Genomic DNA, 25,902 nt, shown 5'->3' with positions numbered 1-25,902 from the left:
GCTTTGACCTAGAGTGGCAAGCATGAAAGATCTTTATCAACTAGTCAATGGACCCTGGCTGGAAAGCCACGTCATTCCCGATGATCGCGGCGTGGATGGCACCTTCCACGCGCTGCGCGATGAGGCGGAGGAACTCGTGCACGAGATCGTGGACAAGGACACCGGCCGCCCGGGCAAGCTCTATGCCTCCTTTATGGATACCGAGGGGGTCAACTCGGCCGGCATGGCTCCATTGGACGCGGATCTGGACCGCCTGAGCGCGGCCGACCCCGAGGAACTGGCGCAGCGCCTGGGTGAGCTGGAGCGCACCGGCGTTGGCTCCCCGGTGACCTTCTGGGTGTCCAAGGACTCCGGTTCCGAGGATGCCATTGCTTATGTCATCCAATCCGGCTTGGGCCTGCCGGATGAGGCTTATTACCGCGAGGAAGCCCACGCCGAAACTCTCGCCGCCTATGAAAAGCATGTGGCCGAGATGCTGGAATTCCTCGACCCAGCCCGCCTCTTTGGCCTGGGCGCCGAGGTGGCCGCCCATCGCATCGTTGCCTTGGAAAAGGAGCTGGCCGCTGGTCATTGGGACGTGGTCTCCACCCGCGATGCGGTTAAGACCTATAACCCCTGCGAATTTAGCGAGCTGCCCACCATGACCCGCGCTCTGCTCTCCGGCGGCAACCTGCCAGAGCACCGCGTGGTCAATATGATGCCGTCCTACCTCGAGCACTTCGAGAGCCTCTTTACCACCGCGCGCATGGCCGATTGGCAGCTATGGGCCACCTGGCACATCCTGCGCTCCCGCGCGGCTATGTTGCCGGAGGAGGTAGGCGCGAAGAACTTCGAGTTCTATGGCACCAAGCTCTCCGGCGCTACCCAGCAGCGCGACCGCTGGAAGCGCGCCGTGGGCTTGGCCGAGTCCCTCGTGGGCGAAGAGATTGGCCAGGTATTTGTGGATAAGCACTTCCCGGCCTCTTCCAAGCGCGAGATGGATGAGCTGGTGGACTACCTCATCGCCGCCTACCGTGAGCGCATTTCCCAGCTGGAGTGGATGACGCCGGCCACCCGCGAGCGCGCGCTGGAAAAGCTATCCCAGTTCAAGGCCAAGATTGGCTTCCCGGATTCCTGGCGCGATTACTCTGGCCTCGAGGTCTCTGGCAAGGGCGCGGACCTGCTGGCCAATGCCCGCGCCGGTTCCGCGTTCTCCCATGACTTTGAGCTGGCCAAGATTGGCAAGCCGGCCGACCGCGATGAATGGGTAACCACCCCGCAGACGGTCAACGCCTTCTATAACCCGGTGGTCAATGACATCACCTTCCCGGCCGCCATCCTGCGCCCGCCGTTTTATAACCCGGATGCTGATGCCGCAGAAAACTTCGGCGCCATCGGTGCCGTCATCGGCCACGAGATTGGACATGGCTTTGATGACCAGGGCTCGCAATTTGATGGCCAGGGCAACCTGAACTCCTGGTGGTCCGAGGAGGACCGCGCGGCCTTTGACAAGCTCACCGCCAAGCTGGTGGAGCAATTCAATGGACAGGTACCGACGGTGCTCAAGGAGGCTGGCATCGACTCCACCGGTGTCAACGGCAGCTTCACCCTGGGCGAGAATATCGGTGACCTCGGTGGCCTGGGCATCGCCGTGGTGGCTTTCAAGAACTACTGCGCCGATAAGGGCATTGACCTGCAGGGAAAGGAGGAGAAGTTCGAGGTAGAAGGCGCCGAGCCAGAGCTGGCCGAGCACACCTACAACGGCCTACAACGCTTCTTCCTCGCCTGGGCCCGCGTTTGGCGCACCGCCATCCGTCCAGAGATGGCCACCCAGTACCTGGCCATTGACCCGCACTCGCCAGCGGAGTTCCGCTGCAACCTCATCGCTGCCAATATCGCGGAGTTCTACGAGGCCTTTGACGTGGCGGAGGATTCTGCCATGTACATTGCGCCAGAGGACCGCGTCACCATCTGGTAGCCCTTTTAGCCGCTAGGCGGTGCGCGTAGGCTCGGTGGCATGACTAACGCAGACGCTAACCAGGACCCGCACCGCCCGCTGGAGCCCGGCCAGGAATGGCACATCGGCGGCCAAGACCGCCAGATGGAGGAAAAGGAACAGCTCGAGCAGCTCGTTGCCTATATCGACGCCCACTATGACACCCCGGATTTTCGCCCGCCGTGGGCCGGGGGCGGCTCCCCTGAGGCGGACCAATATTGCGCGCTTTTGCCGGATCGCATTACGCATGCGGCAATGATGGTGCTCGGTACTGCGGTGGACCATGCGCTACCGGGCACTGCGTACACGGAGGGCATTAGCGTAGAAGAGTCTGAGGTGGGCGCCATCTTCCAGCCCACAAAGCCAACCGGCCGTTGGGCGGTATCGCTGCATTCGGGCGGCTGGTGGCGCGGTGACGGTCAGGCGTTGGAGATGCAGTGGCGCCCCGAGGTAGCCGCCGCCGCGCAGCTATCCGGCACCACCATTATTGACGTGGATTATCCGCTCGCTCCCGAGCACACCGTGGCAGAGATGGTCAGTGCCGTACAGCAAGCCATCGACTATGCCCGCGCGCAGGGCGCTTCTAGCGTTACTACCTGGGGGTATTCTTCCGGCGGGGCGCTGGCGGCGCTCGTGCCTGCCGACGCCCTCCTGCTCACCTTCCCCGATTTCGGCGCCCTGGCAAATCTGCCCGAGGAGCTGCGCGCCGGATACGACATCCCGGCGGACCTATCTGAGCTAAGTCCGCACACTTTCGTGCAAACCGCAACCGAGGATGAGATTGCCGCGCGCGTTTGCGTGCCCGGTGCCGTTGCGCGCGATTACGTCTCTACCCACCGCGTGTCTACCCCGGCGGTAGCCCGGCAGCGCGTGCGAGATGCGGCCGCGTTCCTGGCAGGCGAGCTAGAAAAATAGCTCCCCGCCGTGCTGGCGGGGAGCGGGCAGTGGAGAGCGGTAGCTGAGGAGGCTACTCCTCGCCCTCGGGGCGGATCTTCATCTCGGAATCTTGCCACAGTCCGGAACGGGTAATGTCCTCATAATCAATCTCGGCTGGGACTGGGGCATTGCCCTGTGAATCGGTACGCAGCTCGTACTTTTCAATGGCACCCCAGTCGCGTGCCCAGTCATTATTGAGGTAGCTCGGAATCTCATAGGAGTAGTTCACCGCCTCCGCGGTGGACATGGCGCCACCGCCGGAGAAGGACTGGAAATCCGTCAGGGAGGTCTGTGCCGAGGAATCCGGCAGGATGCGGTACTCCGGGATTTCCGTGACACCGGCAAAGTGGTCAAAGGTGCGTTGGCACGGGAACTGCAGGGCTACGGCCCAGTCCAGCAGCGCCGGGGTGTCCTTGGAGAACTGGTTATTGATGGTATCCAGCTCTGGGACGCGCGGCGGAGTAAAGGCCAGCCAGTCATCCTCATCGGTGGAGTCATCCGTTGCTACCAGGCGCACCACGTTGGCATCCTTTGGCAACTTATCCAGCGGCAGGCGCAGGTTACGCCACTTCGGCGTGGCGCCGACGGCGGAGAGTTCCTCCTCGCCGGTATTGGTGACCTTGCCGGAGTCATCGATGGTGCCGTACTCGAGGCTAAGCTCCATGCCTTCCTGCTCCACCCCGTTGACATCGTGGTGGTGGATATTGCCGGCTGCGGACACGGCGAGAACCGGGGTATTGTCCTTGGCCTCTGGCAGGTTGTACCACTTGGTGGTCACCTCAGAGGTAGAGTCTTGGTCTTCGTTATAGGAACCGAGCACCGGCACCTTGGTGTAATCCAGGTTGAACGGCAGGTGCATGGTGGAACCATTGACGCCCTGGGTGCCGCGCACGCCGCCCTCAGAGGTATTGGTGGTTTCCTTGGATTTCTTGTCCTTCTTTTCCTTCTTATCCTTCGACTCCTGGGAGTCGGCGGAATCGCTCGCGCCGCCGGATTCAGCATCCGCGCCGGAGGTAGCGGTCTCGGCGCTATCGGAGGAGGAATCGCTGGAGCCATCCGCGATGGCACCCACGGAGGCGGAGTTCTGGTTTTCCGGCTCGATGGATTCGGGGATGAAGTTCGGATCGAAACCAGTGTGGGTTTCGTCCTCATCCACCAGGGAATCGCCCAAGTCGCCGTCCACCGGGGTCAGGAAGGAGTCATTGGTATTGGTCTCCACCACGGTCTGATCCGCCAGCGCGCAGGTATTGCCGCGCAGGGAAGCCAGGTTGCCCTTGCCCACGGAGTAGGAATCCGCCTGGGAGACGGTGGCCTTGGCAAAGGAAGCACAAGAAAGCGCTACCACGATGGCGCAGGCCAGGGCGATGGGCGCGGACATGATGCCGGCCGAACGCGAGACCTTGGCGGCGGCATTCTGTTCAAACTCTGCGAGCGCGCCCGCCTCTTCCGCCTGGGACTTGCGGTAGCTATGGCGCAGGGACTGCACCACGCCAATGGCGAAGATGATGAGGGCGATGGCGAGCAGCACCTTATTGGCCTCGATGGCCTTGAGCTGCACCGTGCGATCCCACCACGGAATGCCAAAGGAGGATACGTACCACCAGGCGTTCCAGCCGGCGAAGGAGATGGCCAGCAAGAAGATCACCGCGGCGATGGCGAAGGTGCGAGCGCGCGGCGAGCGCAGCGCAAACTGGGAGAGCACCACGGCGCCGAGGGCGGCGATGACACCGGCCACGCCGGCGTAGATGCCAAAGTGGTGGGTCCACTTGGTGGGGGTGAACATGAGGAAGAACATGGACAGCGCCACGATGATGAGCAGGCGCTGGGTCGGGCCGACGGCAGCACCAACGACGCGACGGTTCTTGATAAAGGCCGCCACGATGAGCACCAGGCAGAAGAGCATGGTGAAGACCGCGAAGCGGCGGGTCAGCGAGCCATCCACGGATTCCTGGAAGAGGGTGGAGTAGCGCGCGTACTCGGCGTACCACGGCAGGGAGGGGCCGACCTCGGAGCGCACGCGGGTGGACTCCAGCACGGTGGAGAGCGTCTGGTCGCCAAAGGCGGCGACCATGATGGCGGTGCCAGCGCTCAGGAACGGCGCGATGAGCGAAAGCCAGCCGAGGGCGCCACCGCCCATGGACGGCACGCGCTCGGCCATGGCGCGGAAGAGGTGCGGCAGGCTGACGAGGAAGACGCCCACGGCAAAAAGGCCGGTGGGGCCGGCGGCCAGAGTGATGGTTGCGGCGATGGTGCCCACGGCCGCCGGAAGCAGGCGGCGGGTGGCAATGGCGCGCTCGAAGGAAGCCCAGGTAAACATCACGCCGAGCGCCACGATGGGCTCTGGGCGGGTGCCGTTGTTATACGGCAGCCAGAAGGCCAGGAACATCAGCGCTGCGGTCCAGTGGGCGACCCGACGGCCGTCGACAAGCTGGCCAAAGCGCGGCAGCATCTCGCGGGAAAGGATAAACCAGATGATGAGCCCGGAAATCAGGCCCGGCAGGCGCACGAAGACCGAGGCGGTAGAAATCTGGGAGAGTACGGCAACCAGGTCATAGTAAGGGGAGCCGAAGGGCGCCTCCGGCACGCCGTACCAGCGGTAGTAATTGGCCATGTAGGTCGCGTGATCGAAGACGCGGCTCATGGAGAAGATGAAGCCATCATCGGAGGTATTGGCGCCGAGGATGTACCAGAATCCCAAAATGGCAGCGACCACCCCATCGAGCGGGCGTACCTTCTTCCACGTCTCGGGCATGAAGCCGAAGCAGCGGCCATCGAGGCGGTCGATGCGCCACAGGCAGAATAGGGACACGACCACCATGGCGATGCCCAGCCACATGGCAATGGTCTTGAGCAACGTCGGGGACGAGGTAAAGCGGGAGTTGATATCGACGTGGACATTAAGGCCGTCGTCAAGCAGGGCTTGCACATTAGCCTTCTCGTCGATTTCGGTATAGACGCCGGTGACCTGCGGGCGCAGATCCTCCTCGGTGGTCTTTTCATGCTCGCCCACGCTCACGGAGGTGCCATCGCCCTTAGCGGAAATTTCAATCGTGGCGTCCTTGGGGAGCTTGGCTACCTCTTTGGCGTTGAGGGTAAGCAGCACCTCATCCAAGGACACGACGGACAGGCCCTCGTCATTCGCGCGGACGAAAAGGCCGCGGTTGGAGGCCTTCTTGGACTCCGGTGGGACGGTGCCGTAGACCATGGACTGGCCCTCGCGCAGTTCATCGACTGCGGAGATGGGGATGGTGGCCTTCAGGTCCTCTGGGGCGACGGAAATGAGCGGCGCGTTGATGGACTGCACAGAATCATGCTGCGGCCAATCATAAGAAGACTGGGTTTGGGTCACCGGCAGTAGCGGGGTCGCTACAAAACACAGGAAACCAATCAGCCCGGCAATGATTGCGGTCCACCGCAGGCCCGCGGGGGCGGCGGTGAAGCGGGAGCCGGCAGCGGCAGGTCGCGCTTGGGTGGTATTCGTAGTGAGGCTATCTGACACGGCGATTAGTTTACGTCAGATAACCCCCTCGGCCCGCGGGCACACCCTGCCGCGGGCGGGAAGTGTGGGTGAACTTACTTGGTGCGAACGGCTGTTACAAAGGGGCCGGTTTGCTGTAGCTTCCAGCCCTCGTCAAAGACATCCGCATTGAAGAAGACCGCGCGGTAGCGAATATTCGGCTGGTTGGGATAGATATCTTCTGCCAGGTGGAACTTGAAGCCATCGTCCTTATTTTCCAGGTCGCCGCGGAACATCATGACATCCGGACCGCGCCAGGGAGCAGAATCCAAGGCCTTTCGGAACTCTTCCGGCTGCATATCCCAGGAATCATTGGCCCAAGTTTCAATCTGCTCGTTGCGGGTGCTGAACTCGCCCAAGGGATTGGCGTAGTGGCTGGTAAAGGCGTTAAAGCCCCAGTAGGGGTAATAAGACATGAAGGTCTTTTCATCCGTGAGCACCACCGTCTCATCCGGCGTATAACCCTGGTCCTGAATGAAGTTGTGGATATCCAGGTAGTAGTGGGCGGAATCGCTGGTGAAGCGGTCCGCGCGTTCGCCATAGCCATCGGTATCGCTATAGGCGTGATCGATGGCGTCCTCGTTGGCCTCTGGAATCTGCTGCGCATAGAAGACGCCGGCCAAGGCCAAGACGATGCCAAAGACCGCGGTGATCTGCTTATTGGTGGTGCGGGAAAAACGCGCCGGGTAAAGGCGGTGCACGCCGAGTAGACGAATCTCTGCCAGGGCCAGGATGCCGGCGGTGGCAAAGAGGAGCACCACGATCACCTCGAGGCGGAAGCTGAGCAGCGTGGTTCCGGCCAGGGTTGCCACCATAGACACCACGGTCCACAGGTAGATGCCAAGGAGGGAGATACCCAGCGCGCGTACCTCCACGTCATTGAGGCGGATGACGATGTAAATGAGCCCCATGAGGCAGAGGAAACCCACAATGCTCAAGGACAAGAAAGGCACTGGAATTTGCGTGCCTTCCTCCGGCAGGTAGTGCTGCGCGGTGGTTTGCAGCGGCACCGGTGAGTGCATGACCGACCATAGGTAGGGCCCCCAGGCGATGAGGGCGATGGCAATAGAGCCTACCGCCATGATTACCAGGCGCAGGATGGGGCGCCACGTATGCTCATAGAGCGCGGTAAACAGCGCGATGAGGCTGACTACGGTAAGTGCGGCCGCACCGGTGAAAAGGGTATAGAACGTAGCGGAAATGCCCAGGTAGAGCGTTACTCCCAGGATGGCCAGCCAAGAGCCGCGGAAGGCGCGGGCGCTAAGTACCGCAACGGCGGGCAGCCCCATGGCAATCACCGCGGAATAGGGCTCCTCGGCCGCGATGGTGAGCGTAATCGCGGTGGTCACCAGGGCGATGGCGGTGGCGACCGGCAGGGAACTGGTCAGGCGCTGCCAGATGGGCACCAAAATACAGCCGGCCACGGCAATGGAGATGAGCGCCCAGGGCTGGTAGACCTCCCAGCCCGGAATTCTCATGAGCGCACCCAAGCGGCCGCCCAACCAGAACCAGCCAATCGGATAGAAGGACGGCATGTCCTGGTAGTTCATGTCCGCATAGCCCATCTCATCCACCGAACGGGTGAGGAACTGGGTGCGGAAGGCCTGGTCCACCTGCACGCCATCGAGCCACAAGCGGGAGGCGGACAGCGGCAGGCCCACGGCGGCCAGGGTCAACAGGGCTGGGGAGAGGTAGGTGACCGCGTAGGTCAGCCAGGCCCGCCAGCGCGGCCGGGTAAAGGAATCCTTGTAGTGGTCATAGAGCCACCACACGCACAGCCCGCCGGTCAGGGCCAGCGTGAGCACCACCCCCACCGTGGTCAACGCGCGGGTGACCATGGAGGTATTAAAGGACGGCAGTGAGACCGTCTTGAAGGCAAACCAGCCCAGCAGTGTTACCACGCCACCGGCCAGGGCGGCCAGCACAATACCCAGCAAGGTCGCGCGAGGGGTCAGCGCATCGGCGCGGTAAGCCTCGCTCACGGGCGTTGACTGGGCGGGTACAGCGGTGCTTGTCATGCCCATTAGTTTCGCATACCCAAGCCCCACAGCCCAGATTTGGCGCGGGCAGGACAGCACTTGCTTGGCGGCATCCCCCTGATACACCACCGCCCCCGTCACCTCCCTCGCCGCGGGCGTGCGGCGAGGAGGTAGAGCGGGGGCGGGGCGGCTAGGCCTACGCGGAAAGCCGCGGCGTTTAGAACGGCAGCTTGCGGAAGATGGCTTGCGGGATGAACTTGAATGCCAAAGACACGTACTCAAAAAGTGGGTGTACGAAGATGGACTGCTTGCCTTCGAGCACGGCCTTGACGGTGGCCTCGGCAACGTCGGAAACGTTGACGGTTAGTGGGGCGTCGCCAGCCTCGGCGGACATCTTGGTGCGCACCTGGCCCGGGCGCACAACTAGCACGTTGGCTCCGGTGCCGCGCAGGGCCTCACCCAAGTTGATGTAGAAGCCGTCCACGCCGGCCTTGGAGGCGCCGTAGACAAAGTTGGAACGGCGCACGCGCATGCCTGCCACGGAGGACATAGCGATGATGGTGCCGTGGCCCTGGTGCTTGAACTTCTCGCCCAAGAGCACGCCTACGGACACCGGTGCGGTGTAGTTGGTCTGTGCGGAGGCGACGGCCTTGTCGTGGTTTTGCCACAGCTCTTCCTGGTCACCCAGGGTGCCGAAGGCAACGATGGCTACGTCGACGTCGCCGCTTTCCCAGGCTTTATTAATAACGTCTGGGTGGGAGTCGAAGTCGGTGGCATCGAAGTCCAAGACCTCTACGTCAGCGCCGCGGGATTCCAGGTCAGCCTTGGCCTGGGCGATGCGCGGGGACTCCGGGCGGGCGGCCAGGGTGACCTTGGCGGGGCCGCGCTGCAGGAACTCGGAGACGACACCGAGGCCGATCTCAGAGGTGCCGCCCAGAAGCAGGATGTGTTGTGCTTGGCCTACTGCATTAAGCATGGTCAGTAAATCTCCTTAAAGGTGTTATTTCCAGTGATTAGTGCAGCTCGAGGCGGCGGGACATATCGGAGGCAAAGACGCCGGTCGGGTCGATCTCGTTGCGGGTCTTCAGCCAGCCTTCCATGCCCGGGTACATCTTGTGGAAGTTTTCGGCGGAGGTGCGGGATTCCTTGGCCAGGTAGAGGCGGCCGCCGAATTCCATCACGCGGCGGTCCAGGTCATCCAGGAACTTGCCCAGGCCCGGACGGATGGGGAAGTCCACGCAGACGTTCCAGCCCGGCATCGGGTAGGACAGCGGTGCGCGGTTGCCTTCACCGAAGAGCTTGAACACGTTGAGGGCGGAGTAGTGGCCGGAGCGCTGCATATCGCGGATGATCTCCTTGAACGGCTCCACAGCCTCGGTCGGTACCACGAACTGGTACTGCAGGAAGCCCTTGGAACCGTAGCCGCGGTTCCACTCGCCGATGAGATCCAGCGGCTGGTAGAACTGCGTCAGGTTCTTGACCTGGTTCTTCGCCGGTGCACCCATGGTGTAGTACGCCAGACCCACAGCGGAGAGGGAGAGCTTATTCATGGTCCAGGACGGGAAGATATCCGGCACCGTCATCAGCTGCGGCGCATTGAACTTCAGTGGGTCCTTGGCCAGCTTCGGGGCGAGCTCTTCCAGCTGTGCCAGGGTGGCTAGCGAGCCGCGGGAAATGGTGGAGCGACCCAGCTTTGGCTCCGGCGAAATGACATCGAACCAGGCGGAAGAATAGGTGTAGTTGTGCTCGGAACCATCGGAGTGGAAGGCGATGGTTTCATCCAAGTTATCTGTGCGGTCCGTATCCGCGATGAAGTAGGCGGTTTCCGTCTTGGTCATGCGGATGGTGGCGCGCAGGATGATGCCGGTTAGGCCCATGCCGCCAACGGTGGCCCAGAAGAGGTCGCCGCTCGGGTCATCCTCAGAGCCTTCCGGGGTCAGGTGCAGCACGCGGCCATCGGCCACGAGCAGCTCCATGGAGACCACGTGGTCACCAAAGGAACCGGCAGAGTGGTGGTTCTTGCCGTGAATATCCGGGCCGATAGCACCACCGATGGTGACCTGGCGGGTACCCGGTAGAACCGGAACCCACAGGCCATAAGGCAGGGCGGCCTTCATCAGCTGGTCCAAGGTGACGCCACCATCGACGTCCACCAGAGCTGACTCTGGGTCGATGGAGTGGATCTTATTGAGCTTTTGCATGTCGATGACCAGGCCGCCGCCGTTTTGGGCGGGGTCACCGTAGGAGCGGCCCATACCGCGGGCGATAACGCCGCGGCGCAGGTGGGTGGGCTTATCCGAGTTATCTTCTGCAACCTGAGCCACGGCCTTCTTTATCACGTCCACGTCTTCGGTGGCGAGTACATGGGCGGTCGTCGGGGCGGTGCGGCCCCAGCCGTGCAGGGACTTTTCAGTGGTATGTAATTCCATCTCTTACTCTTTGCTCGACGGATGTGTATCGCCTCTCTAGCCTACCTAGCTCACACAAGGGTAGATGGAGTGACGCGAGTGATATTCGGAACAAAAAGGACGCTTGTACTGCCCGAATGTGTCCGTTTATAGATCCATAAGCGCGCGGATTTCCTCCGGCAGTTCTTCCTGAGATTCAATAGTCGGGCCATCGTACTCCCGCAAAAGGTCATAGACACGAGCGCGCGAGGAGGAATCCAGCATGGGCAATTCCTCTGCCATCAGGCGAGTCATGAAAGGGCTCAACGGCACATCGGTATGCTCCGTGGCCTCGAAGTGGCCGTTGCGCTTATCGTCTTCCGCACGCACATCCTGTGCCGCCTGCTGCGCCGGCGTCATATGCTCTGTCTTATCCGAGTACATGCGCATCAGCTTACCGCCGCGTAAAGTAGTCGCTATGACCAACAATCGCGAAACGCAAGATCAGCACCAAGATAATTACGCCCTAGATGACACCCTGGCTGGTCGCATCACCCAGGCCGCCGCCGTGGGTATCGCGACCTCTTATCCAGATTGGATTAAATCCAAAGGCGGTTTGATTACTGCTTATACCTTGTCTTTCTTTGGTTTTGGCGCCCTGGTGGCCTACACCAACGCACATGCGGAGCAGGATGGGAATGAGCCGCGCTCGCCACAGGATATGTCCGATCAGGGTCTTAAGCCCTGGGCCAATTTTGCCGCAGTGGTGCTGCTGCTCATCCTGGGCGGGTGGATGAACGTTGCCCTTTCCCGCCGGATGGTGAAGTTCCTGCGCAAGCGCGGCGCCAAGCGGCCGTGGACCCTCTTGGGCGCCATTGGGGCGGCGCTGACGTTCCTCATTAGTGAACTGGAAGCGCGCGATATTGCAAAACTAGCTTCCTAAAACTTGCGTATGGTGGGGCTCATGAATGCAGGGGTCACCGATATCGCACAGGCGCGGGCCAAACGCGCCGATAGCGTGGTATCCCTCAAGCGCGAGCCCCTCACCATCATCTGCCAAGCCGCGAATATTCGCGCCGATGGCGAGGTGCACCGCCAGATTGGTTTTAGCGATGCCCTGACCTTCACCGAGCTGCACCGCGTTCTGCGTATCTGCTTTGGCCTGCCGGAGGAGGAATCTCCCTGGCACTTTTATGAACACACCGAAGCCCGTGGCCCGCGCATCGATCCGGAGCGCCAGGCCTCCGAATTCCTGTGGCGCGAAGGCGATCAAGTCGACTTCGCCTGGGGACTGTGGGACTTCGACCTGGTAGTAGCCGAGATCTATCCCCGCGATAATGGCACCCCAGAGGCGCTGTGCGTGGGCGGCTCCGGATCGCTCTTTCAGCCCTTTGAGCTGACCAGCGTCAACCGTGAATTGACCGGACAGGAAGTTACCGATGAGGTCTTTTCCGCGGTATCGTCCCCCGTGCGCGATTTAATTGAGCGCACCAAACTCTATGACTTCGTCCCGCTGCTGCAAGCGATGGACCTAGGCAGGGAAACCGACCTCACACCGCATGCTTCCCGCGTGCTCGCCAGCTTGCCGCGCGAGGTGACCCATGAAGGCAAAGACGCCTTTTGGTCCATGGCGCTTGCCCTTTCCTGTATGGGCGGCGCGGAGCTGACCGATTCCGTCGTGGAGACCACCATGGATGCGCTCGGCTGGGTCAATGACGATGGCACAGCTCTCTCCGGCGCCGACGTGCGGCAGCTTTGCGCGGCGTCGTTACAGCAATTGGCCGAGATCGGCGCTTATGGCACCGAATCCGCCGCGCCGGTGGATCGGTTGGACATGTACCGAGCGCTCTTGCGCGGGTAGGCTACTCACTCGTGACTAATTCCGCTGACGACGCCGTAGAAGTAAAGCCCTCATCCACCTCGCTGCACACCCAGCTGGTGCGTTTTATTTCCGTGGGCGTATTTACCGCCGCCATTGACTATGGTCTCACGCTTTTATTGACCTATCTGGGGCTGCACCGTTCTGCCGCCAAGGCCATCGGTTGGGTTTTTGGCACCATCGCCGCCTACCTGGCCAATGCGCGGTGGACCTTTGGGGCCAAGGTGTCTGGCCGCACGGCTGCGACCGTGGGCATTTTGTACGCCTCTACCTTTGCGGTCCAAAACTTCCTGTACTGGGTGCTCAATGAGCCGCTTATGGCGCTCGGCTTTGAGGGTGCGGTAAAAGACACCATCGCCTTTGTCATCGCCCAAGGCGTGGCCACGGTGACCAACTTTGCCATTCAAAGGGCCTTTATCTTTAAGGAAAAATAGATGGCAGCAGCCTCCCCACGGACGTGGCGCGGCGCGGCCCAGCGGGCTTCGCGCTCGACCAGCCTGCGCGCGCAAAGCGCCAAGTTCGCGGTGACGGGGGCACTTGCCGCGCTTATCGACGTCTCCTTAACCTGGCTCCTGCAGATCGGCGTCGGCCTGCTGAGCGCCGATCCCGCGCGGGCGGTGGCCTTTGCCATCTCGCAGGGCACCGCCACCGTGGTGAACTTTGCGGTGCAACGCTGGATTATTTTTAGGAAGGCGGGGGTCCGGGTCGTCGCCAAGCAGGATCCGTCCTAGCCCTGGTCAGGCCGGCGGAAATCTTCTTGGCGCCCGCGGTTGTGGAGCTTGAGCCATTCGATAAAGCCGGCTGGGTCGTGGCGCTGGACCAAGAAGAACCAGCCAAAGCGGGCAAATTCCTGGGGCAGTAGCTTGCGCATGCCGCGCTGCCACAGCAAGTAGCCGCGATTGCGGTAGGTGAAAAAGCGCTTGAACTCACCTTCTGGGTACTGGGTATGCATCTTGCCGCCGAGGATGGGCTTGAACTCATCCGATCCGTCCGGGTGCAGGTAGCTGGTGGTCAGCGCCGTGCCGAAGGAGAGACCGGAATTAACCAGCCGGCGGTGGTATTCCACCTCATCGCCACGGATAAACAGCCGGTAGTCCGGCACACCAATGATCTCCATGGCCGCGGCGGAAATCAGCGCACCGTTAAAAAGCGAGGCGATGCCGGGCAGGAAATCGCCCTCCAGCTCGTCCATCCGGCGGCGCCATACCAGCCCCTGGCGCAGGGGGAAGGCGAGGCGGCCGGGATCGTCAATATTGCATACCGCCGGGGAGACCTCATGCAGGCGGTTGGCTTCCGCCACTCGATACAGCTCCGCTAGTACCGCGTGATCGGCAGGGCGGCCGTCATCATCGGCACACCACACGGCATCGGCGCCCAAAGACAGCGCGGTGAGAAAACCCAACGCAAAGCCACCGGCGCCGCCCAGGTTGGTTTCCGAAGGCACGTAGACGCCCCGGTCACCCGCCATGGATTCGACGAGTTCGCGCACCGCATCTTCCGCGCCATTATCCACCACGACTACCCACTGCACGGGGTGGGTTTGGTGGACTACCTGTTCAAGCGAGGCCCGCAGTAGCTCGGCGCGCTGATGGGTAACAATGACGGCGGCGGTGGAACCGGTGGAAGTCAGGGTGGCAGTCATGGGTTCCATCTTGCCACCGGGCTGGGGCGGGCTAGCGCAGAAACACTCCGCGCAGCGGAAGCAAGATGCGAAAAAGAGTGCTGCTAGCTGTCGTTCGTATCCTCATTTTCAAAACGCTCGCGCAGGTCGCGCACGTACTCGCCCACCTCAGGGCCTTCGTATTCACCGACAACGTCAGAAACTTCGCCCACCGAGCGGATCTCGCCATGGTCGATCCACAGCGCGGTATTGCACAGCTGCGCCAAGAAGTCATTGGAGTGGGAGGCAAAGACCAGGATGCCGGAGCGCTTCACCAGCTCTTGCAGGCGCACACGGGCCTTGGCCATGAAAGCGGCGTCGACGGCGCCGATGCCCTCATCCAACAGCAAGATTTCCGGCTCAATGGATGTCACCACGCCGAGCGCCAAGCGCACGCGCATACCGGTGGAATAGGTGCGCAGCGGCATGGAGAGATAATCGCCGAGTTCAGAAAACTCCGCAATCTCATCCATCTTTTTCTTCATCTGCTTGATGGACTGGCCCAAAAAGAGGCCACGGATAATGATGTTGTCGTAGCCAGAGACCTCTGGGTCCATGCCTACGCCCAAATCAAAGACGGGGGCCACGCGGCCGCGCACATCGGCAGAACCACGGGTTGGTTCATAAATGCCAGACAAAAGGCGCAGCAAGGTGGACTTGCCGGCGCCGTTATGGCCCACCAAACCCACGCGGTCGCCCTCGCGCAGGTGCAGGTTAATATCCTTTAGCGCCTCCACCACGACGGTGTTCTGGGCATTTTTGCCAATGGCGCCGCCGGCGGAAGAAAGCATGGCCTTCTTGAGCGAGCGGGATTTGGCATCAAAGATAGGAAAGTCCACGCACGCGTTATACGTATCAATCGAGACCATCAGTCTGTATCCTTTCGAGGAATCTCAGGAAGTGCAGGGCGTGGGCTTAAACCCAGTAGCTGACGCGGAAGCGCCACTTGCGCATGACCAAGCCGGCGATGAGCAGGCCGAGAACCGTGCAGCCGATGACGATCCACCAGTGGTAGGCGGCCACCGGCTCACCGATCATGGGCGCACGGACGATTTCTAGGTAGTGGTAGAGCGGGTTGATTTCCGCGATGCGGGCGCGGCTGGACACCGCCCCGCCCTGGTCCTTCAAGGTATTGGTCATCCACACAATCGGGGTGACGTAAAACAGCAGCTGGGTCAGTGCTTCTAGCAGTGGAGCGACGTCACGGAAGCGGGTAGCGATGATGCCAAAGAACATCGTGACCCACACGCCGTTGACCAACAACAAGGCCAGACCTGGGAGGAAGAGGAAGAACTCCCACCCCAAGTTGCGCGGGAAGATAAGGATAAGCAGCAACCAGATGATGAGGTTATGGCCCAAAAACAGCGTCTGGCGCCACACCAAGCGGTAAACGTGCACCGAAAGCGGGGCGGGGAGCTGTTTAATTAAGCCCTCGTTGTCAATGAAGACCGTGGAGCCTTCTTTGATGCAGCCCGAAATGAAGGTCCACATAATAAGGCCCACGGTGACGTGGGGGAGGAACTCCGCGACGGGAATCTGGAAGAGCATGGAATACAACAGGCCCAAGGCAAGGGCCATCACGCCGGTGGCGATGGTGATCCAAAACGGGCCCAGGACAGAGCGGCGGTAGCGCTGCTTAATATCTTGAATGCCCAGTTTGAACCACAGCTCGCGCTGCTGTGCACCCTGCGCCAGGTCCGCGAAGGCGGCCTTGAGGGTCTCGGACTGGGACGCTGGGGTGGCCTCGCCGTCTGGCTGGGAGGTCATGCGGGCGATATCAGCGCGCAGTTGATTGTTATCTTGCACGCTCAACACCCTAGCGCGCGGGCTGGGCAAACGGGAACTACACGCCACCAGCCTGCGAAAACAACGGTATCCAGCGAAAATTCAGATTTGGGAAACTTGGGCCAAACGCGTATACAGTAGGGAACCGACCGCCACTGTGTGGCGATGCCTAGCGCGATAAAGAAGGGGACCGTAATGCCAGCAGGAGCTTCGGCACACTACGACGTATTCAGTGTGCGCGGTTTATACACCGGGCTATCTGATGGTTGGACCTACCTCAACGCGCACGCGGTCCCCCAAATCTCTGAGCGCGTCGCCTCCGGCGTGGCGCGCTCCTTCCGGATGTCCACCGCAGTGGCCACCCAGGAGGGCCCAGGCGGCGCCCACTCTGCCACTCCCGCGCCGGGCCGTTTGGAAGGCGATGGTAATTACACCGCCGCACGCATGGCTGTAGCGGATCTGACCGGGTCCAAGGCGGACCGCGTGGTGCTTGGCCCGTCCTTGCCCGTGTTGTACCAGTCCTTGGCGCACGCGGCCCGCCCGCTATTGGGCAGCAACTCTTCGGTGGTGCTCTCCAAGCTGGATCCACCGTCTTTGTACTCGGCATTTTCTGAGGTCAAGGCAGAAACCCGCTGGGCCCAGCCAGACTTGGGCACGGGTGAGCTGCCAGGTTTCCAATTTGCCGAGCTTGTCGATGGCTCCACGCGCCTCGTTGCCTTCTCCGCCGCGCACGAGCTTTTGGGCACGGTATCCCCGGCCGCCGAGATCATTGACACCGTCCATGAGCGCTCCCGCGCCTGGACGCTTCTCGACGTCTCCGCGATCGCTCCCTACCGCCCCATCAACTTTGATGATCTCGGCGCCGATATCTTGGGCCTCGACCTGGGGCTGCTGGGCGGACCGCAGCTAGCGGCGCTTGTCTTCCGCGATACCCGCATGTTCCGCCGCCTCGACGCCCTCGATCCGGTGCATACCGGCAAGGGTTCTCGCAAGCTGGAAACACCCATTTCCTCTGGCTTGGCCGGCGGTGTCGGACCGCTCGTGGACCATCTTGCCGCCCTCGCCGGTGGGGAGAGCGGCTCGCGCCGCAAGCGTCTGCGCACCTCCATGGATGCGCTCAGCGTCTACTTGGAGGATCTGCGCGCTGACCTCTATTCCTTCTTGAGCACCCTGCCCGCCGTGCATATCCTCGGCGTGACCGGGGAGGCGGCCGCGGGCGCCTCCGACGATCGCCTGCCTCGCCTCACCTTCGCGGTAAAGGGTGTTCCGGCCGAGACGGTTTACAAGCGCCTCTTTGATAACGGACTTGTTACCACGCTTGCCCCGCAGACCCCGTTGCTTACGGAGATGGGCGTGGAAGAAATTGGCGGCGCCGTTACTGTTGCGCTCGGCCCCTTCAACACCTATCACGACGTTGAGCATCTCATCCGCGTCGTAGCCTCGCTGGCTTAAACGGTAAGAACCAAGGTGCCGGTGACCTCGCCGCTGTCTAGGGCGGTGTGGGCCTGGGCGGCGTCGGCAAGCGGGTAAGTAGCATGCAGCGCGTGCTTTACGCGGCCGTCTTCCAACATGGGCCACACATTTTCTACCGTGCCCGCCACAATCTGTGCCTTGTCTTCTAAGTCGCGGGCGCGCAGCGTCGTGCCCTGGATGGTCAGGCGCTTGGGCAGCATAGCGCCCAAGTTGATTTCCGCCTTGGTACCGCCTTGCATGCCAATGATGATGAGCTTGCCGTCCTTAGCCAGGCACTTCATATTCTTTTCCAGATATTTCGCACCGATGATGTCCAAAATGACATCGCAGCTTCCCTTCAACTCTTCTACGAAGTCCTGCTCCTTATAGTCGATGAGAATATCGGCACCCAGCTCGCGGCAACGCTCCAACTTCTCCTGCGACCCGGCCGTCACCGCCACCTCTGCGCCGAGGGCCTTGGCTACCTGAATGGCAAAAGTGCCAATGCCGCCGCCTCCGCCATGGATGAGGACGCGCTGGCCCTCGTGAAGGCCTGCCTCAATGCCCAGGTTGGACCACACGGTGCATCCGACCTCAACCACCGCTGCAGTTTCCTCGACGCTCAACCCCTTGGGCACGGGAAGCAGCTGGCCCTGCGGAACCGCGACGTATTCGGCGTAGCCACCACCGGCAAGCAGGCAGCCCACCTCGGTGCCTACCTCCCAGTTCGTATCCCCGGCATCGGCAATGGTGCCTGCTGCTTCTAAGCCCAAGATTTCGGACGCTCCCGGTGGCGGCGGATAGGCACCCATCGTCTGCAGGATATCGCCGCGGTTAACGCCGGCAGCGTGTACCTTGACGAGTACTTCACCTGGTTGCAGCTGCGGGACAGCGACTTCGCGGAGCTCTAAGGACCGACGATCCTGCGGGTCGGTCTGAACGATGGCCTTCATGTGTGTTTTAGTCATGGGCCCAATCTAACGAACCTTGTGTGTCCTGTGCCACGAAATTCGGAGTATCCTACGGTGACATTCAGTGCTGCAGGTGGCTTTTTGGGAAACCGGGCTATCTATTTAGTACACTGACCAAGTTGCTTCGTAGGCACGATGAGCGTTTTCGAAGAACACCATGGAGACGTGGCAGAGCGGCCGAATGCACCGGTCTTGAAAACCGGCGAGGTAATACCTCCGCGGGTTCAAATCCCGCCGTCTCCGCAGCTGCCTAAGCTTCCTTTCTAAATTAAAGGAGCATAGAAGCTTATAGCTTCTGAGTGAGAGAGTGCAGTATTAAGGCACCCTACCGATCCGGTAGGGTGCCTACTCACGTTTTGGGACGGATGCGCCGAGAGGCAGTGAAAATTAAGTCCACGGCCAGTCAGCGTTTACATTGAGCTCCTACCTTGAGGTACGGACTTTCAAACACCGTTAACGTCGAGGCGACTATGACAAGTTGCATTTCCTACTTGGCAGAGGACCAGATACCGGCATCGTATGACTGGCTATGGAGCGGGCTAGGAGCCGTCATCGTTATTGGGCTGTTGGTCTTTTGGTTGGCCTCTCTCATTTCCATCATCCGTTCGGGATATAGCGTTGGCGTCAAGGTATTGCTGGTGATGGCGGCATTTGCCTACCCATTCCTCGGGCCACTTGTATGGTTCCTTTTTGCGCGAAATAAGGAGCATAAGACCAAAATCGACCGTTAGGCTGCGGTCTTGCCAAGGGGCATTCGGTTACTGCTGCTCGAGCCAGGAATTGATGCCGCCGCGCAAGGAGACGACGTGGGGGAAGCCGCGTTTGCGGAGGACATCGACGGCTTGGGCGGAGCGGATGCCGCTGGCGCAATAGATAACGGCCGCAGCATCTGGTTCGATGTCAGGATCTTCGCCGGCGAGGATGCGGTCGAGCTCAAAGTGTGCGGAATTGGGGATCGCGGATTGGGCACGCTCGGGGGAGGTGCGGACGTCGATAAGCGGGGCGTGCGGGGGAATCTCGCGGACCTCGGGGGCGTCGGCCGGCTGAGTAGGCTGCGCGCCGGTGGGCTGGAGCGGGATATATTCCCAGGTACCCGAAAGGGCGTCGAAGTAGCCGAGCGTGCCGATGAGTGGGGTGCCCACGCCGGTGATGAGTTTGAGGGCTTCGAGCGCCATCGCTGAGCCGACAACGCCGACCACTGGGCCTAGGACTCCGGCCTGCGAGCAGGAAGGAACCTCGCCGGGTGCGGGAGCTGTAGGAAAGACATCCTCGTAGACGGGGCCGTGGCCGGACCAGAAAACGCTGAGTTGGGCATCGAAGCCCAGGATGGAGGCCCATACGTGCGGGATGCCGAGCTCGTGGGCAGCCCAGGAGCTGAGGTAGCGCGCGTCGAAGTTATCGGTGCCGTCGAGGATCAGATCGCAGCCGCGCAATTCTTTCAGCGCCGTCGCTGATTCGAGGCGGCCGTAACAGGTGATATTCACCTCCGGATTAAGCGCGTGAACGGCGGCCGCGGCGGACTCCGTCTTCGGTGCGCCGATGGCGGCGGTGGTGTGGATGACTTGGCGGTGCAGGTTGGAGGGGGAGACCACGTCGTCGTCGAAAAGCGAAATGCGGCCCACACCCGCTCCGGCGAGGTAGAGCAGGGCCGGGGAGCCCAGGCCGCCGGCACCGATGACCGCTACGTGGGCGCCGCTGAGCTTGCGCTGACCGTCCTCGCCCCAGAGCGCTTCCTGGCGGGCATAGCGGATGCTCATTCCAGGCCCACCCAATTGGTGGAGCCATCGCTGTGGCTTTGCTCCTTCCAGATGGGGACCTCTGCCTTGACGCGATCGGCGCATTCCTCGGCGGCACGGAATGCATCGCCGCGGTGCGCGGCGGCAGCTACTACGGCAAAGGCGAGGTCGCCGACCTTGAGATCCCCCGTGCGGTGGGCGGCCCACAGGCGCACAGGGTGGTTGGCTGCGACGGAATCGGTGACGTCTTGCAGCTTCTCTGGCGCGGATGGGTGGGCGCTATAGGAAAGCAGGGTGACATTCGGCCGGCCGCCATCGTGATCGCGCACAACCCCTTCAAACGTGACTACAGCACCCATGGCGGCCGTGGCGGCCTCTTCTTTGGCAGCGGCAAGGAGGGATTCAAGGGGTTGATCACTCAGCAGCGTGCCAATGGTGCGGCCGGTTTGCTCGGCCACATAGGAGGGATCAGTGCTCATGTTTTCCTTCTAACATATCGACGATCGGAACGATCAATTCTTCCAAAACCGCGCAGCCGTCTTTTACCCCGCCGGTAGAACCGGGAAGAGTCATGGCAAAGGTGGAGTCATTGACGCCGGCGATGGCGCGGGAGGCCACCGCGGTGGGCACGCTTTCCAATCCCTTCTGCCAGAAGGCGACCGCGATGCCAGGAAGCTCGCGGGTGATGTGTGGTGCTACGGCCTCTACCGTCTGGTCATCGTGTGTCAGCCCAGTGCCGCCAGAAGTCAAGATGACCGCGGGCTTTTCCGCAAAGGCGGCGGCAACGGCGGCGGCAATATCGGCATCGGGGACGATGCGCGCGTCGGGGCAGTCAAAGCCCTTGCGACGCAAGAAGTCCACCGCGATGGGGCCGGAGCGGTCGTCGTAGATGCCCGCGGCGGCGCGGGTAGAGGCGACGATGACGATGGCGGTGCGCTGTGGACTCATAGTGGGTAAACCTCAACTTCTTGGCCTTCTTCCAAGCGTTGACCGGCAGGAATGCGGATGAGATGGGTGGCGTCTGCCGCTTGGGCGAGCAGGTGGGAGCTGGCACCACCGAGGATATGGGCGCGGGAATCGACGCGCCCGCGGCGAAATTGGTCCTTGTGCGGGAGGCCCTCGACGCCCGCGGCAAGGGGGACGAGGAAAGGCCGCGGAGCCCAACCGAGCGCAGGGGCGACGAAGAGGCGGAAACTTACCAAGGTGGAAATGGGGTTTCCGGGCAGGCTGATTACCGGCGTGCCGTCGAATGCGGCGATGCCCTGCGGGCCACCGGGTTGCTGGTCCACATGGCCGAACCAGCCATCGAGTACCTGGCGGACTACTTCAAATTTCCCGGCGGAGATTCCGCCTGAGGTAATGATGGCATCCGGGTGGTGTTGCGCGATGGCCTCCGTGAAAGCGCGCTCTAGGGCCTGTGGGTCATCGTCGGTAGTGATATAGCCGGCGACGTCGATGCCGACGCGGCCGGCCATTGCCGTTAAGAGTGGCGCATTAGCATCCGGAATGGCGGCGCTGCCGTGGCCGATCTCGGCGCCGCCGGTGCAGATGAGGATGCGGGCGGGGCGGTAGACCTCTACCTCGGCGATTCCTTGGGAGGCGAGGGCGGCCAAGCGCACAGGGGTGAGTTTATCGCCGCGGGCGGCAAGGAGGGCGCCTTCTTCCAGATCGGAGCCGGTGCGGCGGATGAATTGGCCTGGCGAGGTCTCTGGCACGGTGATGCGGCCGCCCGGGGCGAGGAATTCTCGTGGTTCGCAGCGCTCGATGGGCACGATGGCTGCAGTTCCTTCCGGCACCTTGGCGCCGGTCATGATGGGGCAGGCGCTGGCAAGTGGGCCGTCGAGAACCTGGGCGGGCTCAGTGCCGGCCGCGATGGTGGGGCCCACCGGGTAGGTCCCGGCCGCACACTGCGGGAGGGCGTAGCCATCCATCTGGGAGTTATCAAAGCGAGGGGAGGGGAACCCGGCGTGGATATCCGCAGCCAGAACCATATCCTGCGCCTGGGTGAGGGGCACGGTGGTGGCTTGGCGTGCGGGCAGGGCCGCTGCGACCTCGCGCGCGTGAGTCTCGGGTGTGCGCATGGCGGCTAGTTTACCCGCGGTCTCGACATGACATGGGCGTGCGGGGCATAGTAGAGGGCATGTTGACCGTTCACTATTTCGCCGCCGCCCGCGCCGCTGCGGGCGTGGCTTCTGAGCAGGTAGAAGCCCCCGCCACCTTGGGTGATCTGGTGGCGCAGCTGAGCGAGGAGCATACCGGCACCACCGAGGCCGGCATGAGCCTGAAGGAGGTCTTGGGGCGCTGTAGCTTTCTTATCGACGGCGCCGGGAACACCGCCATGGATTCCCCACTGGCTGGCGTCACCCGGGTGGACGTCCTGCCGCCGTTTGCGGGCGGCTAATCGCGCTGCCGCAGCGGGCTAGTAAAGAAGTTGATGACGCTGCTGACGATGGACAGCACGATGGCGCCGATGATCGCGGCGCCCCAGGAGTCGATGACGAGGTGGCCGATTCCCAGGTCCAGGGAATTGAGCGCCCACTCCACGATGATGAGCGCGGCACCGTTGATGACGAGGGAGAAAAGCCCGAGCGTCAGGCAGGTCAGCGGCGCGCCGAGGACGCGCAGGACCGGCATGACCACGGCATTAATAATGATGAAAACGATGGCGATGGCGATGAAATTGCCGGTCTCTGCCGGGGTGATGGTGATGCCGGGAATCACGGCAACTACCGCCCACAGCGCCACCGCGATGGCAAAGACGTTCAGGGCAAAGTTAATGAGTGAGCGCATTTAGCCTCCTATGGTTGCGTTCCACGCCTGCAGTAGGGTGTCGGTTTCTTCCTCGGTGGTCACGGTAATGCGTATGCCTTCGCTAAACGCGCGCACGAGCACGCCGCGATCGGCCAGGCGGGCGGCCACCTCCTGCGGGGTACCAAGGCGGGCCAGATTCGCGGCCGGCAGCCAGACATGGTTTGCCTCGGAATGCGGCACTCCCCAGTCCTGCAAGGCTTCTTCTAGGCGCTCGCGCTGGCCGACGGCCTCATCGGTGCGCTCCCGCAGCGAATCCTGCGCCGCCAATGCCGCGCGCGCACCAACCTGCGCCACGGTGCTAGCGGAGAAGGGGATGGCCACCTTATTGAGGGCCTCAATAATATTTTCCGGGCCAAAGGCATAACCGATGCGCACCCCGGCCAGGCCATAAGCCTTTGAGAAGGTGCGCAGGCACACCAGGTTGGGATAGGTGCCCACCAGCTCCGTACCCAACGGAGTGTTGGTGGCACGGTTGTATTCGATATAGGCCTCGTCGAGGGCAACGAGGACGTCGGCAGGCACGGCATCCATGAAGGCGGCGAACTCCTCCTTGGTCACCGTGGTGCCGGACGGGTTATTGGGATTGCACACGAAGATAAGCCGGGTCTTGTCCGTAATCTTGTCCGCCATGGCCGGCAGATCCACGCGCTGGTCTGCACCTAGCGGAACCGGGATGGGGTGGGCGCCGACTACCTGGGCGAAGATGGGGTAGGCCTCGAAGGAGCGCCATGGGAAGAGAATTTCATCGCCCGGAGTGGCGGCAATTTCTACCAACTGTTGGCACAGCGCGGACGATCCGGTGCCCACCGCAACCTGTCCATAATCCACGCCCAGGTGCGCGGCGAGGTCCTCGCGCAGCGCGGTGGCCGCAATGTCCGGGTAACGGTTGGCCTTCGTCACGGCCTCTGCCATGGCTGCGGCCGCCTCCGGCAGCGGCGGGTGCGCCGCCTCGTTGGAGGAAAGCTTGAGCGCGTCATCGTTGCGCGCACCGGCGACGTAGGCGGGGATGGCTTTCAGGTCTGGGCGAATCATGCCTCCCACTTTAGGGCCTGCGTCTTTGCTGCGGGCGCGAAAGCAGGGGGCTAGTTTGGCAGCGGCGGGGCAGGCAGGTATTCTCAAACGAGGTTCCTTGCGAACCGTGGAGATGTGCCAGAGCGGCCGAATGGGGCTCCCTGCTAAGGAGTTGACCCTTCTGGGGTCCGGAGGTTCGAATCCTCTCATCTCCGCCATCTAATCCCGAGCGTGCGAGCTTGGGGTTTTTCTCATTTCAGGTGGCGGCGCAAAGCTCTGGTTAAGGGTTAAGAATTCTGCTATTAGCGCTGGTACGCGGCGCAGCGGCGGAAGAGCACGAGCATGCCGGTGCCGAAGATAAAGCTTCCGGTAAATGCCGCAGCACGCAAAGAAGTGACCTCGTGGAAGAGGGCGGGCACCAAGAGAATGGCGATAACAGAGCTAATAACTCCGAGGACGAGGATACAAATCGTTGTGATAGGCCCAGGTGTGGATGGTTGCGGCATGGCGGGGTGTCCTTTCATCAATAAGTCCTGATGAAAATAACTTTAAGTTAACCTCCTAGGAGGTGCAATAGGAAGCGAGAAAGCGCCTTAGAGCCGGTCGGGGGTTAGGGACGCAAGGCGGGAAAGACCTCGTCGCGCAAGAGGTGGGCGAGCTCGCGGTCCGGGTTGGTGGGGTCGACCCACGCGATTTCGGCAATTTCTGCGGCAGCGCGGGCAAGGACGGGGCGCGGATAAGTAAAGATGCGTCCGCGCACGGTCTCGCCGGGTTCGTTGGCGGCCGGGGCATCGAAGGTCCCGAGTGGGGATAGCTCAGGGAGGCGGACATCAACGCCGATTTCCTCTGCGACCTCGCGGGCCGCGGCCTGTACTGGGGTTTCGCCGACCTCTAGCTTGCCGCCGGGCAGCTGGAACTTGGTGGAAGACTCCTTGCGCACGGTGAGGACATGGCCAAAGGAATTACGGAAAACTACGGCGGCAACTTCAATCATGTGCCCGACTATAACTCGCGGCAGCGGATTAATTCAGAAAGCCTGGTACCCACTCGCGCCCACACACAGACCGTCGGGCTTATCACGACGCGGATGGCAAATGAATATAAAGTGGTGCCCATGAGTGACTCGAGGTTTCCCCGCTCGGTGTTCGCGGTTGGCACCGACCCTGATCCGCGTTTCACGCTTGCTAATGAACGCACGTTCTTGGCCTGGATCCGCACCTCCCTGGCTTTGATTGCTGGTGGCGTGGCGCTGGAGGCCTTTGACGTGCCCCTGCCGGCTGAATTGCGCTCTGCAGTGTCGGTATTTATGCTGGTCGTCGCCATTATTCTGCCGCTCGTGGCATGGGTGCATTGGAAGCAGTCCGAACGCGCGATGCGCGAGGAACGCCCGTTGCCCTTTAGCTTTGCCATCCCGGTGCTCGTCGTGGCGATCATGGTGGTAGCGGGCGCGCTTGTGGTGGGCGAGTTCCTTGGCTAGCCCACTTTTTGATCCCGGCCTGCAGCCCGAACGCACCCGCCTATCGTGGCAGCGCACCCTTCTGGCGTTGTCCTTGGTGGTGCTGGGGGTAATGCGGGCGGTAAGCGTGCACGTCTTCTTGCCACTGGTCTTCCTGGCCGCCGGCGTTGTGGCGTTGGCCTTGGCTGTGTGGCAGCGTGCCGCGCTTGTCGACGCCGCCTTGTCCACCCACCGCTCCCTCCCCCACGCCATCATCCTTGTGAGCACCGCGGGGCTCGTGTCCCTGCTGGCTGCCTTCGCGCTGTGGGGGCTCTTCTTCTAGGTTTTCACCCGGCCTGGGAAGCCGC

The 25,902-nt window shown here is 62.0% G+C and carries 28 protein-coding genes and 2 tRNA genes; 13 read left to right on the top strand and 17 right to left on the bottom strand.

Going from position 1 to position 25,902, the window contains the following annotated elements:
* The first annotated feature begins 22 nt into the window (after positions 1–22).
* Together I6J28_RS02240 and I6J28_RS02235 are read left to right on the top strand one after the other, a co-directional pair.
* Positions 23–1,957: a M13 family metallopeptidase gene (locus I6J28_RS02240; protein ID WP_204610524.1), complete on the top strand. Its 1,935-nt coding sequence runs from the start codon at positions 23–25 to the stop codon at positions 1,955–1,957.
* A 39-nt stretch (positions 1,958–1,996) separates the two neighbouring features.
* Positions 1,997–2,890 carry an alpha/beta hydrolase gene (locus tag I6J28_RS02235; RefSeq protein ID WP_204610522.1) on the top strand — a complete coding sequence of 298 codons (894 nt, stop codon included), beginning with the start codon at positions 1,997–1,999 and terminating at the stop codon, positions 2,888–2,890.
* 52 nt (positions 2,891–2,942) lie between these two features.
* Here I6J28_RS02235 and I6J28_RS02230 read toward each other — a convergent pair whose 3' ends face one another.
* From I6J28_RS02230 to I6J28_RS02210, 5 genes are all read right to left on the bottom strand, one after another.
* Positions 2,943–6,410, bottom strand: a complete 3,468-nt coding sequence (locus tag I6J28_RS02230) for an arabinosyltransferase domain-containing protein (protein ID WP_204610520.1) — start codon at positions 6,408–6,410, stop codon at positions 2,943–2,945.
* Positions 6,411–6,484: 74 nt separating this feature from the next.
* Entirely contained in the window at positions 6,485–8,446 is a 1,962-nt protein-coding gene (locus tag I6J28_RS02225; protein WP_204610518.1) for a galactan 5-O-arabinofuranosyltransferase, read from the bottom strand.
* A 178-nt stretch (positions 8,447–8,624) separates the two neighbouring features.
* The gene (locus I6J28_RS02220; protein ID WP_049377072.1) at positions 8,625–9,383 is read right to left on the bottom strand and encodes a decaprenylphospho-beta-D-erythro-pentofuranosid-2-ulose 2-reductase; all 759 of its coding nucleotides are present in this window, start codon (positions 9,381–9,383) and stop codon (positions 8,625–8,627) included.
* Positions 9,384–9,420: 37 nt separating this feature from the next.
* Entirely contained in the window at positions 9,421–10,836 is a 1,416-nt protein-coding gene (locus tag I6J28_RS02215; RefSeq protein ID WP_204610516.1) for an FAD-binding oxidoreductase, read from the bottom strand.
* Between the two features lie 126 nt (positions 10,837–10,962).
* Positions 10,963–11,238: a hypothetical protein gene (locus I6J28_RS02210; RefSeq protein ID WP_200288400.1), complete on the bottom strand. Its 276-nt coding sequence runs from the start codon at positions 11,236–11,238 to the stop codon at positions 10,963–10,965.
* 34 nt (positions 11,239–11,272) lie between these two features.
* On the opposite strand from I6J28_RS02210, the gene I6J28_RS02205 reads away from it, so the two are divergent.
* Genes I6J28_RS02205 through I6J28_RS02190 form a run of 4 tightly spaced genes read left to right on the top strand, consistent with a single transcriptional unit; the run spans position 11,273 to position 13,404 of the window.
* The gene (locus I6J28_RS02205) at positions 11,273–11,737 is read left to right on the top strand and encodes a hypothetical protein (RefSeq protein WP_204610514.1); all 465 of its coding nucleotides are present in this window, start codon (positions 11,273–11,275) and stop codon (positions 11,735–11,737) included.
* A 9-nt stretch (positions 11,738–11,746) separates the two neighbouring features.
* Positions 11,747–12,655, top strand: a complete 909-nt coding sequence (locus I6J28_RS02200) for a hypothetical protein (protein WP_204610513.1) — start codon at positions 11,747–11,749, stop codon at positions 12,653–12,655.
* A gap of 11 nt (positions 12,656–12,666) precedes the next feature.
* Entirely contained in the window at positions 12,667–13,107 is a 441-nt protein-coding gene (locus I6J28_RS02195) for a GtrA family protein (protein WP_005323207.1), read from the top strand.
* Entirely contained in the window at positions 13,108–13,404 is a 297-nt protein-coding gene (locus tag I6J28_RS02190; RefSeq protein WP_204610512.1) for a GtrA family protein, read from the top strand.
* Here the strand turns inward: I6J28_RS02190 and glfT1 are convergent.
* The 3 genes from glfT1 to wzm all read right to left on the bottom strand — a co-directional run bounded on the left by glfT1 (position 13,401) and on the right by wzm (position 16,100).
* Positions 13,401–14,324, bottom strand: coding sequence for a galactofuranosyltransferase GlfT1 (glfT1, locus tag I6J28_RS02185; RefSeq protein ID WP_204610511.1), 924 nt, complete (start codon positions 14,322–14,324; stop codon positions 13,401–13,403). The two genes, I6J28_RS02190 and glfT1, sit on opposite strands and share 4 nt — an antisense overlap.
* A gap of 74 nt (positions 14,325–14,398) precedes the next feature.
* A complete protein-coding gene (gene wzt / locus I6J28_RS02180) occupies positions 14,399–15,202 on the bottom strand; it encodes a galactan export ABC transporter ATP-binding subunit Wzt/RfbE (protein WP_204610510.1) in 804 nt (267 codons plus the stop codon).
* Positions 15,203–15,248: 46 nt separating this feature from the next.
* The gene (gene wzm, locus I6J28_RS02175) at positions 15,249–16,100 is read right to left on the bottom strand and encodes a galactan export ABC transporter permease subunit Wzm/RfbD (RefSeq protein ID WP_204611390.1); all 852 of its coding nucleotides are present in this window, start codon (positions 16,098–16,100) and stop codon (positions 15,249–15,251) included.
* 213 nt (positions 16,101–16,313) lie between these two features.
* Here wzm and I6J28_RS02170 point away from each other — a divergent pair, with 213 nt between their 5' ends.
* Positions 16,314–17,570 carry an aminotransferase class V-fold PLP-dependent enzyme gene (locus tag I6J28_RS02170; protein ID WP_204610509.1) on the top strand — a complete coding sequence of 419 codons (1,257 nt, stop codon included), beginning with the start codon at positions 16,314–16,316 and terminating at the stop codon, positions 17,568–17,570.
* Here the strand turns inward: I6J28_RS02170 and I6J28_RS02165 are convergent.
* Complete coding sequence (locus I6J28_RS02165) at positions 17,567–18,523, bottom strand: NAD(P)H-quinone oxidoreductase (RefSeq protein ID WP_204611389.1); 957 nt, start codon at positions 18,521–18,523, stop codon at positions 17,567–17,569. The genes I6J28_RS02170 and I6J28_RS02165 overlap by 4 nt on opposite strands.
* Positions 18,524–18,700: 177 nt before the next feature.
* Between I6J28_RS02165 and I6J28_RS02160 the strand changes: the two genes are divergently transcribed.
* Together I6J28_RS02160 and I6J28_RS02155 are read left to right on the top strand one after the other, a co-directional pair.
* Positions 18,701–18,784, top strand: a tRNA-Ser gene (locus I6J28_RS02160).
* Between the two features lie 227 nt (positions 18,785–19,011).
* Positions 19,012–19,272 carry a hypothetical protein gene (locus tag I6J28_RS02155; protein ID WP_204610507.1) on the top strand — a complete coding sequence of 87 codons (261 nt, stop codon included), beginning with the start codon at positions 19,012–19,014 and terminating at the stop codon, positions 19,270–19,272.
* 27 nt (positions 19,273–19,299) lie between these two features.
* On the opposite strand, the gene I6J28_RS02150 is transcribed toward I6J28_RS02155, so the two are convergent.
* Genes I6J28_RS02150 through I6J28_RS02135 form a run of 4 tightly spaced genes read right to left on the bottom strand, consistent with a single transcriptional unit; the run spans position 19,300 to position 22,358 of the window.
* Positions 19,300–20,298, bottom strand: a complete 999-nt coding sequence (locus tag I6J28_RS02150) for a ThiF family adenylyltransferase (protein WP_204610505.1) — start codon at positions 20,296–20,298, stop codon at positions 19,300–19,302.
* Positions 20,295–20,756 (bottom strand): molybdenum cofactor biosynthesis protein MoaE, encoded by a 462-nt coding sequence (locus I6J28_RS02145; RefSeq protein ID WP_204610503.1) that lies wholly within the window; start codon positions 20,754–20,756, stop codon positions 20,295–20,297. Before I6J28_RS02145 ends, I6J28_RS02150 begins: the two co-directional genes overlap by 4 nt.
* On the bottom strand, positions 20,746–21,225 hold the full coding sequence (locus I6J28_RS02140) for a MogA/MoaB family molybdenum cofactor biosynthesis protein (protein WP_204610502.1): 480 nt from the start codon (positions 21,223–21,225) through the stop codon (positions 20,746–20,748). Before I6J28_RS02140 ends, I6J28_RS02145 begins: the two co-directional genes overlap by 11 nt.
* A complete protein-coding gene (locus I6J28_RS02135; protein ID WP_204610501.1) occupies positions 21,222–22,358 on the bottom strand; it encodes a molybdopterin molybdotransferase MoeA in 1,137 nt (378 codons plus the stop codon). Before I6J28_RS02135 ends, I6J28_RS02140 begins: the two co-directional genes overlap by 4 nt.
* 59 nt (positions 22,359–22,417) lie before the next feature.
* Between I6J28_RS02135 and I6J28_RS02130 the strand changes: the two genes are divergently transcribed.
* On the top strand, positions 22,418–22,678 hold the full coding sequence (locus I6J28_RS02130; protein WP_005329732.1) for a MoaD/ThiS family protein: 261 nt from the start codon (positions 22,418–22,420) through the stop codon (positions 22,676–22,678).
* Here the strand turns inward: I6J28_RS02130 and I6J28_RS02125 are convergent.
* A complete protein-coding gene (locus tag I6J28_RS02125; protein WP_204610500.1) occupies positions 22,675–23,067 on the bottom strand; it encodes a phage holin family protein in 393 nt (130 codons plus the stop codon). The two genes, I6J28_RS02130 and I6J28_RS02125, sit on opposite strands and share 4 nt — an antisense overlap.
* The gene (gene hisC, locus I6J28_RS02120) at positions 23,068–24,120 is read right to left on the bottom strand and encodes a histidinol-phosphate transaminase (protein WP_204610499.1); all 1,053 of its coding nucleotides are present in this window, start codon (positions 24,118–24,120) and stop codon (positions 23,068–23,070) included. It lies immediately after the preceding gene.
* Positions 24,121–24,228: 108 nt separating this feature from the next.
* On the opposite strand from hisC, the gene I6J28_RS02115 reads away from it, so the two are divergent.
* A tRNA-Ser gene (locus I6J28_RS02115) sits at positions 24,229–24,317 on the top strand.
* A gap of 84 nt (positions 24,318–24,401) precedes the next feature.
* Here I6J28_RS02115 and I6J28_RS02110 read toward each other — a convergent pair.
* Together I6J28_RS02110 and I6J28_RS02105 are read right to left on the bottom strand one after the other, a co-directional pair.
* Positions 24,402–24,605 carry a hemolysin III family channel protein gene (locus I6J28_RS02110; RefSeq protein ID WP_239194009.1) on the bottom strand — a complete coding sequence of 68 codons (204 nt, stop codon included), beginning with the start codon at positions 24,603–24,605 and terminating at the stop codon, positions 24,402–24,404.
* 104 nt (positions 24,606–24,709) lie between these two features.
* Positions 24,710–25,093 (bottom strand): NUDIX hydrolase, encoded by a 384-nt coding sequence (locus I6J28_RS02105; protein WP_204610497.1) that lies wholly within the window; start codon positions 25,091–25,093, stop codon positions 24,710–24,712.
* A gap of 120 nt (positions 25,094–25,213) precedes the next feature.
* Here I6J28_RS02105 and I6J28_RS02100 point away from each other — a divergent pair, with 120 nt between their 5' ends.
* Both I6J28_RS02100 and I6J28_RS02095 read left to right on the top strand, forming a co-directional pair.
* Positions 25,214–25,576, top strand: a complete 363-nt coding sequence (locus I6J28_RS02100) for a YidH family protein (RefSeq protein WP_204610495.1) — start codon at positions 25,214–25,216, stop codon at positions 25,574–25,576.
* On the top strand, positions 25,569–25,877 hold the full coding sequence (locus I6J28_RS02095; RefSeq protein ID WP_204610493.1) for a DUF202 domain-containing protein: 309 nt from the start codon (positions 25,569–25,571) through the stop codon (positions 25,875–25,877). Before I6J28_RS02100 ends, I6J28_RS02095 begins: the two co-directional genes overlap by 8 nt.
* Positions 25,878–25,902 lie beyond the last annotated feature (25 nt).

Origin of the sequence: Corynebacterium tuberculostearicum, from assembly GCF_016894265.1 — a bacterium.
GTDB lineage: Bacteria > Actinomycetota > Actinomycetes > Mycobacteriales > Mycobacteriaceae > Corynebacterium > Corynebacterium tuberculostearicum_D.
The sequence above is the reverse complement of the archived record's forward strand: the minus strand, read 5'-3'. Positions and strand labels throughout refer to the sequence as shown.

Bases quoted from the DNA above. Each gene is read 5' to 3' on its own strand.
- I6J28_RS02240 (WP_204610524.1), top strand. From the start codon at position 23: ATGAAAGATCTTTATCAACTAGTCAATGGACCCTGGCTGGAAAGCCAC.
- I6J28_RS02235 (WP_204610522.1), top strand. From the start codon at position 1,997: ATGACTAACGCAGACGCTAACCAGGACCCGCACCGCCCGCTGGAGCCC.
- I6J28_RS02225 (WP_204610518.1), bottom strand. From the start codon at position 8,446: ATGACAAGCACCGCTGTACCCGCCCAGTCAACGCCCGTGAGCGAGGCT.
- I6J28_RS02220 (WP_049377072.1), bottom strand. From the start codon at position 9,383: ATGCTTAATGCAGTAGGCCAAGCACAACACATCCTGCTTCTGGGCGGC.
- I6J28_RS02215 (WP_204610516.1), bottom strand. From the start codon at position 10,836: ATGGAATTACATACCACTGAAAAGTCCCTGCACGGCTGGGGCCGCACC.
- I6J28_RS02210 (WP_200288400.1), bottom strand. From the start codon at position 11,238: ATGTACTCGGATAAGACAGAGCATATGACGCCGGCGCAGCAGGCGGCA.
- I6J28_RS02205 (WP_204610514.1), top strand. From the start codon at position 11,273: ATGACCAACAATCGCGAAACGCAAGATCAGCACCAAGATAATTACGCC.
- I6J28_RS02200 (WP_204610513.1), top strand. From the start codon at position 11,747: ATGGTGGGGCTCATGAATGCAGGGGTCACCGATATCGCACAGGCGCGG.
- I6J28_RS02190 (WP_204610512.1), top strand. From the start codon at position 13,108: ATGGCAGCAGCCTCCCCACGGACGTGGCGCGGCGCGGCCCAGCGGGCT.
- glfT1 (WP_204610511.1), bottom strand. From the start codon at position 14,324: ATGGAACCCATGACTGCCACCCTGACTTCCACCGGTTCCACCGCCGCC.
- wzt (WP_204610510.1), bottom strand. From the start codon at position 15,202: ATGGTCTCGATTGATACGTATAACGCGTGCGTGGACTTTCCTATCTTT.
- wzm (WP_204611390.1), bottom strand. From the start codon at position 16,100: ATGACCTCCCAGCCAGACGGCGAGGCCACCCCAGCGTCCCAGTCCGAG.
- I6J28_RS02170 (WP_204610509.1), top strand. From the start codon at position 16,314: ATGCCAGCAGGAGCTTCGGCACACTACGACGTATTCAGTGTGCGCGGT.
- I6J28_RS02165 (WP_204611389.1), bottom strand. From the start codon at position 18,523: ATGAAGGCCATCGTTCAGACCGACCCGCAGGATCGTCGGTCCTTAGAG.
- I6J28_RS02155 (WP_204610507.1), top strand. From the start codon at position 19,012: ATGACAAGTTGCATTTCCTACTTGGCAGAGGACCAGATACCGGCATCG.
- I6J28_RS02150 (WP_204610505.1), bottom strand. From the start codon at position 20,298: ATGAGCATCCGCTATGCCCGCCAGGAAGCGCTCTGGGGCGAGGACGGT.
- I6J28_RS02145 (WP_204610503.1), bottom strand. From the start codon at position 20,756: ATGAGCACTGATCCCTCCTATGTGGCCGAGCAAACCGGCCGCACCATT.
- I6J28_RS02140 (WP_204610502.1), bottom strand. From the start codon at position 21,225: ATGAGTCCACAGCGCACCGCCATCGTCATCGTCGCCTCTACCCGCGCC.
- I6J28_RS02135 (WP_204610501.1), bottom strand. From the start codon at position 22,358: ATGCGCACACCCGAGACTCACGCGCGCGAGGTCGCAGCGGCCCTGCCC.
- I6J28_RS02130 (WP_005329732.1), top strand. From the start codon at position 22,418: ATGTTGACCGTTCACTATTTCGCCGCCGCCCGCGCCGCTGCGGGCGTG.
- I6J28_RS02125 (WP_204610500.1), bottom strand. From the start codon at position 23,067: ATGCGCTCACTCATTAACTTTGCCCTGAACGTCTTTGCCATCGCGGTG.
- hisC (WP_204610499.1), bottom strand. From the start codon at position 24,120: ATGATTCGCCCAGACCTGAAAGCCATCCCCGCCTACGTCGCCGGTGCG.
- I6J28_RS02110 (WP_239194009.1), bottom strand. From the start codon at position 24,605: ATGCCGCAACCATCCACACCTGGGCCTATCACAACGATTTGTATCCTC.
- I6J28_RS02105 (WP_204610497.1), bottom strand. From the start codon at position 25,093: ATGATTGAAGTTGCCGCCGTAGTTTTCCGTAATTCCTTTGGCCATGTC.
- I6J28_RS02100 (WP_204610495.1), top strand. From the start codon at position 25,214: ATGAGTGACTCGAGGTTTCCCCGCTCGGTGTTCGCGGTTGGCACCGAC.